The organism is Pseudomonas kielensis (genome assembly GCF_014236655.1).
GTDB classification, from domain to species: domain Bacteria; phylum Pseudomonadota; class Gammaproteobacteria; order Pseudomonadales; family Pseudomonadaceae; genus Aquipseudomonas; species Aquipseudomonas kielensis.
The window spans coordinates 23,985-34,499 of sequence record NZ_JACMYG010000043.1; the positions used below are offsets into that span (position 1 = coordinate 23,985).

The window sequence follows — 10,515 nt, forward strand, 5'->3', positions numbered from 1 at the left end:
TTTTATTGTTCTCCTTTGGCCGGACTAGAACCGGGCGACACCAAAACTGTTGGGTTGCAACTGACGAACCTCGGCCTCCTGGCAAATATCCAGCAGGTAGCCCAGCAGCGTGCGACTGTCCCGTGGATCGATCAGCCCGTCATCCCACAGGTTGGCACTGGCGTAGAGGGCGGTGGACTGGCTGTCGAGTTTTTGTGCGGTGACGTGCTCCAGCATGTCGAGCATCTTCGGGTCCGGGACCAGGCCATCCTTGAGCTGCCTGGCCTCGGTGACGATGCGCAGCACCTTGCCGGCCTGGGCGCCGCCCATCACCGCTGTGCGGCTGTTGGGCCAGGCGAAGATGAAGCGCGGATCGAGGCCGCGGCCGCACATCGCGTAATTGCCGGCACCGTAGGAGCCGCCGACCACCAGCGTCAGTTTCGGCACACGGGCATTGGCCACGGCCTGGATCAGCTTGGAGCCATGCTTGATCACCCCTTGTTGTTCCGACTCGGTGCCGACCATGAAGCCGGTGGTGTTGTGGAAAAACAGCAGGGGGGTCTGGCTCTGGTCACACAGTTGGATGAACTGCGCCGCCTTGCTCGCGCCTTGCGGGGTGATCGGGCCGTTGTTGCCGATCAAACCACAGGGCCGCCCCTGGATTTTCAGATGGCCGCACAGGGTCTGCTGGTCGAACTCGCCCTTGAACTCGAGGAAGCGTGAGCCGTCGGCAATGCGCGCGATGATTTCGCGCACGTCGTAGGGTTTTTTCGGGTCGGCAGGAATCAGTCCCAGCAGCTCCTCGATGGGATACAGCGGTTCATCGAAATCGGGGCGGGCGGGCTGTGGCAGGCGGGCATTCCACGGCAACAGGCTGACGATCTCGCGCACCAGGCGCACGCCATCGGCATCGTTTTCGGCCAGGTACTCGGCGGTGCCGGCGGTCTGCGCGTGCATTTCGGCGCCGCCCAGGGCTTCATCGGTGGCGATTTCCCCGGTGGCGGCCTTGAGCAGCGGCGGGCCGGCGAGAAACAGCTTGGCCTTGCCGCGCACCACCACCACGTAGTCCGACAGCCCGGGCTGGTAGGCGCCACCGGCGGTGGCCGAGCCGTGCACCACGGTAATCTGCGGCAGCCCCATGGCCGACATCCGGGCCTGGTTGGCGAAGCTGCGCGCGCCTTCGACAAAAATCTCGGCGGCGTAATTGAGGTTGGCGCCGCCGCTTTCGGCGAGGGTGATCACCGGCAGTTTGTTTTCCATGGCGATCTGTTGCAGGCGCAGGGATTTTTTCAGGCCGCTGGGGGAAATGGTCCCACCCTTGATCGCGCTGTTGTTGGCCACCACCAGCACCCGGACCCCGGACACATACCCGATCCCGGCGATCAAGCCGCCGCCGGCCTGGCTGCCGTCCTTGTCGTCGTGCAACTTGTAGCCGGCCAGGCTCGCCAGCTCGAGAAACGGCGCGCCGGGGTCCAGTAACAGGTTCAAGCGTTCGCGCGGCAGCAGTTGCCCGCGCCGGTCGAATTTCGCCTTGGCCTCGGCGGCCTTGGTCAGCAGGTTGCGTTCCAGTTGGCGGACCTGCTCGATGCTGGCCACCATCGCCTCGCGGTTAAGCGCAAACTGCGGACTGTGGGGGTCGAGTTGGGATTCGATCATCGGCATTGCTCAGTCCTCGTCCTTGAGTACATCGGGCATATAGGCGCGGTGAAAGCCATTGAAGGACTCGCTGTGCTGGGCCTTGTGCAATGGCCACGCCCGACTGCCGAGACTGGCCGCGCCGTCGATGCGCAGGGTGCTGCCGCTGACAAATGCCGCCGCGGGACTGAGCAGGAACACGATGGCGGCGCTGACTTCCGATTCGCTGCCAATGCGCTTGAGCGGCACGTGCTCGCGCAGGGTCGGGATCACCGCCTTGAATGCACCTTCGTAGGTGTCCATGCCGCTGGAGGCAATCCAGCCGGGGGCCACGGCATTGACCCGGACCCCGGCATAGCCCCATTCGACGGCGGCGGTCTTGGTGAGGTTGTCCATGCCCGAGCGCGCCGCCCCCGAGTGGCCCATGCCCGGCATGCCGCCCCACATGTCGGCGAGCATGTTGACGATGGCGCCACCGGTCTTGCACATGGACTGGTTGAACACTTCCCGGGCCATCAGGAAACCGCCCACCAGGTTGGTGCGCATCACCGTCTCGAAGCCTTTCTGGGTGATCGACGCCAGTGGCGCGGGGTATTGGCCGCCAGCGTTGTTGACCAGGCCGTGAATCGGGCCATGGGTCTTGAGCAGTTCGCTCACCAGGTGCTTGACGGCGTCCTCGTCACGAATGTCGCAGGCTTGCCAACTGGCCTTGCCACCGTCTTCGGCAATTTCAGCGGCGACCTGCTGCAGTTTTTCCGCCTTGCGCCCCACCAGCAGCACGTGGGCGCCAAGGGCTGCCAGCTCGTGGGCGGTGCAGCGGCCGATGCCACTGCCGCCACCGGTGACAATGATGTTTTGACCGGCAAACAGCTCGGGTTTGAAGATCGAATCAAAAGCCACGGCGACAACCCTCTAGTTGACTTGGTCTGCGATGCTTTGCGGCACCGGAATCTGGATTTCCAGCAGCTGCTGGGCGAACGCCTTGCCTTGTGGGTCGATCCGCAGGCTGGCCACGCCACCGCCACCGAGGGCATTCTCCAGGAGGAAATTGAGGCTGTGGCTGCCTGGCAGGTACCAGCGCTGGACTCGCCCGTGGATCGGGTCGAGCACGTGGCTCATCCACTCGACGACCACCTCGGGCGTCAGCGCTTCGGCGATCCACGGCAGGTATTCAGGGGCGCGGGCCATGACCCCGATGTTGCTGTGATTGCCCTTGTCGCCGGAGCGCGCCACTGCCAGTTTCACCAGTGCCACGCTGGCATCGGCACGCCCTTGGGGTTTTGGCGCCATAAAGGGCAAGGGCAGGTCGGCGCTGTCGAGGTGGTCGAGGGCGGGCAGGGTGCATGGGTGGCGCTGGCCCTGCAGGTCGATCTGCAGGGTGCAGGCGTTTTTGTCGATGAGGAATGAGAACAGGCGGATCAGCGGGTAGACGGTAGGACGGCCGCCGACAATGCCGGTCAGGCCGGGCGCCATGCCGGTGGCGGCCTGGGCGATTTCCCGGGAGAACAGGATCAGCGCCTGTTTGTTCGGATGCCGCACCGCCAGTTTGATCACCACTTCGCGGCTGTCCTGGCGTTGACCGTGGGGGCCATAGGTGGCCTCGCTGCCCAGCAGTTCGATGTGCACTTCGCTATAGGGCGCCCAACCGCGCTGGCTGAACATTTGCCCGGTCTTGTTGATGATCGCCTCGCTCACCCGGCGCGCCTTGGCCACGGCGTCGATCCCGGCAATCAAGCAACTGGCGGTGCAACGGAAACCATCCGGGTAAGTGGCGCTGACCTTGTACTGCGCCGGTGCCGGAAAGCCTTTGGCGCCGTGGACCTGGACCCGGTTCGGGCCCTGCTGCTGGAGTTTGACCTGGCTGAAATCGCAGATCACATCCGGCAGCAGGTAGGCCCGTGGATTGCCGATTTCGTACAGCAATTGTTCGCCCACGCTCAAGGGCGTGACCAGACCTCCGGAGCCTTCGGGCTTGGTGACGATGAACTGGCCGTCGGCGCTGACCTCGATCACGGGGAAGCCGATGTGCTCGTAGTCCGGCACCTGCTGCCAATCGGTGAAGTTGCCGCCGGTGCACTGTGCGCCACACTCGATGATGTGCCCGGCCAGTGCGGCCTGGGCCAGGTGTTCGTAGTCGTGCCACGCCCAGCCGAACTCATGCACCAGCGCTGCGCTGACCACCGCGCTGTCCACCACCCGGCCGGTGATGACGATGTCTGCGCCCAGGCGCAAGGCTTCGACAATGCCGGGAGCGCCGAGGTAGGCGTTGGTCGATACGCAGACGGGCGGCAAGGGCGCTGCGCTGAACATCTCGCGCACGCCACTGGCGGCCAGTTGCTTGAACTGCGGTTGCAGGTCATCACCCAGCAGCACGGCGATCTTCAGGGGGACGCCGGCCTGATCGCAGGCGCGCTGCAAGGCGGCGGCACAGGCCAGTGGATTGACCCCCCCGGCGTTGCTGATCACCCGGATGCGCTGTTCGGCGATCTGCCCGAGCAACGGGCCGAGGACCTCGACGAAGTCGCTGGCGTAGCCGGCCTGGGGATCTTTCATACGTGCCCCGGCGAGCAATGACATGGTGATTTCAGCCAGGTAGTCGAAGACCAGATAGTCCAGGGCGGCGCCCTCCACCAGTTGGGCGGCAGCGGTCGAGGTATCCCCCCAAAAGGCACTGGCGCATCCGATACGAACCGTCTTGTTCATGGCAAGCCTCCGACAGAAGTGTTTCGAGACTACCAAGCAAGCGCTTGGTTTGTAAATCCCGAGGAGGACTTTTACCCGAGCGCTTGCTTGGTTTCCTTCGGCGGCTTAAATTGCCCGCGCCAGCCACGGCATTTGTGGTGTGTGCACTGGGTTCGAGCGACTGTAGGAGAGAATGGGTGGACGAGCAAAAAGCTCTGCTGGTAATGCGCGAGTTGGTCGACAACGGGCAACTGACCGATCCGGACAGTGCTCGCGGCAAACTGCTGCAAATGGCGGCCCACCTGTTTCGCAACAAGGGCTATGAGCGCACCACTGTGCGCGACCTGGCCAGTGCGGTGGGGATTCAGTCCGGTAGTATTTTTCATCACTTCAAGAGCAAGGACGAGATCCTGCGTTCGGTGATGGAGGAAACCATTCGCTACAACACCGCGTTGATGCGCGCCGAACTGGCGCAGGCCACCAGCGTGCGCGAGCGGGTATTGGCGCTGATCCGCTGCGAGTTGCAGTCGATCATGGGCGGCAGCGGCGAGGCAATGGCGGTGCTGGTCTACGAATGGCGCTCATTGTCCGAAAGCGGGCAGGCCCAGGTGCTGGCGCTGCGCGACATTTACGAGCAGCTCTGGCTGCAGGTACTGGGGGAAGCCAAGGACGCGGGCCTGATTCGCGGAGACCTGTTCATCACCCGTCGTTTCCTCACCGGTGCATTGTCCTGGACCACTACCTGGTTTCGGCCCGATGGCAGCATGAGCCTCGATCAGTTGGCCGATGAAGCGCTGATCCTGGTGCTGACGCAAGCATGACGATTTGGGCAAAACGCATTAAATAGCCCCGTCGCGTTGTCTTAGTGGGCGAAACCGCCTAGCTTAATCCGGGTGGGTCTATTTTCAGGGGTGGTGTGGGTTGATGTATTCGCCAGTTCGGATGGCTTCGCGGATGTTGTTGATGGCGCTGGGTGTGCTGTCGGTAGCGCCGAGTTCGGCCGCACAACTGGTGCGCATCGGCGCGGCGCATTTCCCGCCCTACACCATTCGCCCGGAAACCGGTGCCGATTCCGGACTTCTCGCGCAATTGATCGTCGCCCTTAACCAGTTGCAGAGCGACTATCAATTTGTCCAGGTACCCACCTCCATTCCGCGCCGTTTCGGTGACTTCAAGCAGGGCCGGATCGACGTGGCTATCTTCGAGAATCCCCAGTGGGGCTGGAAAGACGTCCCGCACACGGCCGTCGACATGGGCCTGGAGGATGCGGAGGTTTTTGTCTCGCAACAGCTTCCTGAGCGCGAACAAAGCTATTTTTCCAACCTGCAGGACAAACGGCTCGCGCTGTTCAACGGCTATCACTATGCCTTTGCCGACTTCAATTCCGACACCCGCTACCTCGCCAGCCACTACAACGTGACGCTGACGTATTCCCACGACAGCAACCTGCTGATGGTGCTGCGCGGTCGTGCCGACATCGCCCTGGTTACTCGTTCGTTCTTGAGCGACTACGTGCTGCGCAACGAGCAGGTCGCCCCCCACTTGCTGGTGTCCGAGCGGGTCGATCAGGTGTATCACCATTACGCCCTGATCCGTCCGCAGGCTCCGATCAGTGGCGAAGCGTTCGGCAGGATGTTGCAGGGGCTGCGGGATAACGGCCAGATGCTGAAGATTTTCCAGCCTTACAAGATTGCGCTCGTCGCAGTGCCCCAAGGCTGAAATCAGCGGCGGGCGAAGGTATCGCTGAGGGTGTCCGAAACCTTGCGACAGTGCACCAGTGCATCGCGGATCATGAAGTTCACCAGGGTCGGCGAGACCTCCAGTTCCTTGGCGATGTCTTTCTGTGGCATGCCATGCAGGCGATACATCTCGAAGGCGTAGCGGGTACGGCTGGGCAATTCGCCAAGGGCGTCGGCGATGTTTTCCAGGACACGGAAGTTGATGTGCGAGGTTTCCGGTGAGGCGCCCTGGATGACCACATTCAAGCCTTCCTCTTCACTGCCCGAGTACTTCTGCTCCAGGGCCTGTTTGCGGTAGTGATCGATCGCCAGGTTGCGCACGATCTGAAACAGGTAGCTGAGCTGGGCCTTGAACGAAGAGGTGATCTGGGGCGCCGATTGCAAGCGGAAGAAAGCGTCTTGCACAACGTCTTCGGCACGGGACCGGCAACCCGTAATGCGCGCCGCGGTTTTCACCAGCATCAGCCGGTTGTCTACGAACGCCTGGAGTAAGGATGAGTCGCAGCTGCTTGTGGAAACGGATTGCGCCATGGAAGTCACCTCGCTGCAAAAGTTAGTGGGACGACCAGCGCTTCGGATCCGTCCTACGCATTGAGCGACAAGCTAGGCTGAATGATAATAATTGTCAATTAGCATAAAGAATTAATTACGTTTGGCTTTCGCCGACGAGCTCACACTGATGTGCCTTGAGTTATGGCGCCGGCTCCTTCGTCTGGATCCGTTCACCTGGGGCAATTGCGCCCTGGTTGCCCCTTGCTTACCAAGCCTGCGCTTGAGCACATCGACGGCCTGTTCGCGGCAGGTTGGGGCGCTACCCGATCTGCCGCGAAGTCGTTGCAGAGGACTTATTTTTGTCTGAAGTACCAACGGGTTTCATCGGTATTGATGCCTAATCCGTTGAGCTTTTCCTCAACGTACCTCAAACACACTCCGCCATCGGGTTGATAGTGGCCGGAGGCGTCATTGACGCTGGCGATAACGTCTCGCAAGGCAATACCATCATTGGCACTCTCTATTCTGAATTCGCCTGCGCAGATGACCGGTCGTCCACTGCCCAGTTGGCTATGCCTGATGTAGTCGTTTCGCGACTCATGTTTCCAGCGCCTGTAGATAATTGCACCCTCTGGGGTATACACCCAGGTGTAACTATCGCTGGGAGTATTCGGCGTTAGTATTTCTGTCTGTCGGTCTTTCAACAATTCGCCCATCAGCTTTCCATCGACCATGCCGACCAGTTGGCCTGTGCCTTCGAGGGTCGAGGGATCGTAGGTTCGCCAAGATTTGATGTCGCCGATCCAGGGCATCCAGCGCACGGGATAGGTTTGGGTGTTGATATCGAGGGGGCGATTGTCGGAGTTGCTCCAGTCTGACCAACTGATATGTCCAGCCCAAACTTGCTGCAAATGCGAGGAAGAGGCATGCAACCATTGATGAATTTTTTTGAAGGAGCGGTTAGTGAAAACGCCATTGGCGATCAGTATCAGCGAGTCTAGCTCCCAGTTGTCGCTGGCGATGGGGTGAGCAATCGGTATTTGGTGCAGGGAGATGTTTTGCAGTTCGCTGATATGGATGCTGGGTCTTCCGAAGAGGCGGGGAATATCAACATCGACACTAATGATTTCACCCACCCTGGGGGCGTCGGAAAACAACTGGAAGTTATTGTGGTGGCCCATGCTTACATATACCTTGTCATCGGTGCCAGCCCAATTTGCCTCGGCAATTTTTGCAGATATTCTAAGTTCGGTGATGTTGGCGCTGCGTTCAAAGTCACGCGTGTAGTCGCTGATGATGTTCATTGTTTGAGCTCTACTTTCAATGGGGTCTTGAAGTCCTGAAAGTAGTATTTTTATCGGTGGAAGTCTTTGTAGGTGTTTTACAGTTTGTTAGTGTTGTTTTGCTGCGTTGGAATGCAGCGAAGGATTAGTTTGCGGCCGGTGTTTCAGGCGAGTTGTCAAGGCAGTCGAACCATTGAGTGGTCAAGCAGCGTTAAGCTTGCGCCAAGTTCGACGGTAAGCGCAGGCTGTAAAAGCGGGGGGAGATCATGGCGTGTAGGCTGGGTGTGAGTTCGATATAGGTCATTACTGGAGATGCCGGTTTGTCTAGAGTCGCGGTTTCTGTTGTCGGGGGCTCTGTAATATTTACTGTTAAGGCTTGAATTGACGGAGGTGCCCGGGCGGGACAGTCTCTGCGGGCATTTTTTTCGACAGAGTCTACGCAGGAGATACAGGATGCCTTTCGTTACTATTGAGGGTGAGCCCCTTCACTATATTGATCAGGGCACTGGCCCTGCCGTGCTCCTGGCTGGAAGTTACTTGTGGGACCACACCATGTGGGCGCCACAGATTGCTGCGTTGTCTCCACACTATCGGGTGATTGCCCTGGATTTGTGGGGGCATGGGGAGTCCGGGGCGCTGCCGCAGGGTACCGCTTCACTCAATGACCTGGCACGCCAGGCACTGGCATTACTCGATCACCTGGGCATTGAGCGTGTCGCACTGGTTGGTCTTTCAGTTGGTGGAATGTGGGGCGCGCGCCTGGCGCTGTCCCACCCGCAACGCATCAGTGCCCTGGTACTGATGGACACGTACCTGGGGGCTGAGCCCGAAGCCACTCGGCAGTACTACTTCTCACTGCTCAATCAGATCGAGGAGGCGGGTGCAATTACACCGCAGGTTCTCGATATCGTGGTGCCAATCTTCTTCCGGCCGGGAATCGACCCGCAATCAGCGCTTTATCGACAGTTGCGCGACTCATTGGCCTCGCTGCCAGCGGAGCGGTTGCGCAAGAGCATCGTGCCAATGGGGCGTATCACCTTTGGTCGTGAGGATAGGCTGGCGTGCCTGAATCAATTGAACCCGGATACGACGCTGTTGATGTGCGGTGAGCAGGACACGCCAAGGCCGCCTTCAGAAACCATGGAAATGGCCGAGTTGATCGGTTGCCCTTACCAATGGGTGCCTGAGGCGGGGCACATCTCCAATCTGGAAAACCCGCAATTCGTCACTGAAGCGTTGCTGGCATTCCTGGCCAATCGTTGACGGCCCTGGCTGTAGGTGCGTGCTTGCCGGGTTGTCATCCCCATGGTGAGTGAACTGATACGCAGAGGAGTGTTCAGGTTCATCGCGGTCAAGTTCGTACCTGCAGGGCGCTTGTCGTCTACAACCATCGCTGGGTATGTGTTTTTTGTCGGAGCTGGCGTGCCTTGTTGCGGTTGCAGTACGCACTTGGCATCCAGATAGCAAGGCGTTGGGGTGGCGGACAGTTCAAGTTCGTTCATCTACTTCAAGTCGGCGTTGAAGTTGGTCCGCATGTCAGCCGGGATGCCTTTCAGCGCCTTGGTCCTTGCTGGCCAACCGCGCGGCGGATTTGCCGAAGATGTCTGTTTTTGAAAAGCTCAACCGTTCGGTCCATGTGGGATGGATATTTCGCCTTGAATACGACTGCCTAAAAAGCAACTAGCAGTTCTACCAGTATACTCAGTTGGTTTTTTATGGGGGAATACAGGTGTGAAGTGCTTGCGTTGTAGGAAATATATCCATTGGATTTCATTAGTTGAGGCCTGCGATGAATGCTGCGAATTTTGATAATTCAAGTCTTAAGTATAGATTGAGCATGTGGCGAAACATTCGATAGCGTTATCATGGGAGACGCGCGAAGGTTTGGTGGAGTATTGGCTGACTCCTGCTGGTGAAAATTCTGATGTTCCGCTTTACCAGGGGCCGGACAATAATTTTACTCACTCGTCACTCGTCACTCGTCACTCGTCACTCGTCACTCAAGTCGAACACGGAATACAGTTATTTTTTGAGCGGGAAAACGGCGGACAATAAAACTACATTGCCTGTATTGATCATAGCGCGGACAGCAGTTAGAGGAACGCCGATCCCGCCGACGTTCTTCCGGGAGTTCGGTCAGACAGCCGAGCAGGTTTCTTTCTTCTGGGATGATGGCATCGTTGATGGAGGTATACCACGTTATGAGATACGTCGAGATGGGGACTTACTAGAAAACCCCTCCGCTCCTCCCTATACAGATACAGACCCTCAGCAAGGGCGTAATCATTTGTACTGTATTCGTACGTTTGATGATGAGTTTCATTATTCGGAGCCGCGTTGTATCGAGATTTATTTCGAGGATTTCACTGCGCCCACTGATCCATCTGAGTTAGAGTTTTCTGAGCTTAGTGTTAAGTTGAGCTGGGAAGCGTCGTTCGACAGCTCCCATATTGTTTTTTATGACGTTGATAAGGGTCCCGGTGATGTACTGGCTAGAACAACAGATACCGAGATTGTTCTTACCGACCTGGACGGGAGTGAGAGATATAACTTTGGCGTAACGGCGATTGATCAAAGTGGCAACGAATCTGGTCGGGTGGCGATAGATTATCCGGTGACGGTTGTTTCTGTTCGAAGGAAACTGTAACACTCCTGTGTTATGGGCGTTTTCTCTTTCATCCAGCCCTTATGCCAGTGCATCAGGG

The 10,515-nt window shown here is 58.8% G+C and carries 9 protein-coding genes; 4 read left to right on the forward strand and 5 right to left on the reverse strand.

All coding sequences use genetic code 11. From position 1 onward, the window contains the following. Positions 1-24 precede the first annotated feature (24 nt). From atuC to H7995_RS26080, 3 genes are read right to left on the reverse strand one after another with little or no spacing between them, the layout of a single operon-like run. Positions 25-1,641 carry a geranyl-CoA carboxylase subunit beta gene (atuC, locus tag H7995_RS26070; RefSeq protein ID WP_182341554.1) on the reverse strand — a complete coding sequence of 539 codons (1,617 nt, stop codon included), beginning with the start codon at positions 1,639-1,641 and terminating at the stop codon, positions 25-27. Positions 1,642-1,644: 3 nt separating this feature from the next. Further along, complete coding sequence (locus H7995_RS26075) at positions 1,645-2,514, reverse strand: SDR family oxidoreductase (RefSeq protein WP_166590192.1); 870 nt, start codon at positions 2,512-2,514, stop codon at positions 1,645-1,647. 12 nt (positions 2,515-2,526) lie between these two features. Beyond that, positions 2,527-4,317 (reverse strand): acyclic terpene utilization AtuA family protein, encoded by a 1,791-nt coding sequence (locus H7995_RS26080; RefSeq protein ID WP_185819148.1) that lies wholly within the window; start codon positions 4,315-4,317, stop codon positions 2,527-2,529. 176 nt (positions 4,318-4,493) lie between these two features. Here H7995_RS26080 and H7995_RS26085 point away from each other — a divergent pair, with 176 nt between their 5' ends. Both H7995_RS26085 and H7995_RS26090 read left to right on the forward strand, forming a co-directional pair. Then, a complete protein-coding gene (locus H7995_RS26085; protein WP_185819149.1) occupies positions 4,494-5,117 on the forward strand; it encodes a TetR/AcrR family transcriptional regulator in 624 nt (207 codons plus the stop codon). Between the two features lie 103 nt (positions 5,118-5,220). After that, positions 5,221-6,015, forward strand: a complete 795-nt coding sequence (locus tag H7995_RS26090; protein WP_166590194.1) for a substrate-binding periplasmic protein — start codon at positions 5,221-5,223, stop codon at positions 6,013-6,015. A gap of 2 nt (positions 6,016-6,017) precedes the next feature. Here H7995_RS26090 and H7995_RS26095 read toward each other — a convergent pair whose 3' ends face one another. Together H7995_RS26095 and H7995_RS26100 are read right to left on the reverse strand one after the other, a co-directional pair. After that, entirely contained in the window at positions 6,018-6,566 is a 549-nt protein-coding gene (locus H7995_RS26095) for an RNA polymerase factor sigma-70 (protein ID WP_182341542.1), read from the reverse strand. Between the two features lie 314 nt (positions 6,567-6,880). Next, positions 6,881-7,831, reverse strand: coding sequence for a hypothetical protein (locus H7995_RS26100; protein WP_166590196.1), 951 nt, complete (start codon positions 7,829-7,831; stop codon positions 6,881-6,883). Positions 7,832-8,263: 432 nt separating this feature from the next. Here H7995_RS26100 and H7995_RS26105 point away from each other — a divergent pair, with 432 nt between their 5' ends. Both H7995_RS26105 and H7995_RS26110 read left to right on the forward strand, forming a co-directional pair. Beyond that, positions 8,264-9,073 (forward strand): alpha/beta fold hydrolase, encoded by an 810-nt coding sequence (locus tag H7995_RS26105; protein WP_166590197.1) that lies wholly within the window; start codon positions 8,264-8,266, stop codon positions 9,071-9,073. 649 nt (positions 9,074-9,722) lie between these two features. Further along, positions 9,723-10,457, forward strand: a complete 735-nt coding sequence (locus H7995_RS26110) for a fibronectin type III domain-containing protein (RefSeq protein ID WP_244647820.1) — start codon at positions 9,723-9,725, stop codon at positions 10,455-10,457. Positions 10,458-10,515 lie beyond the last annotated feature (58 nt).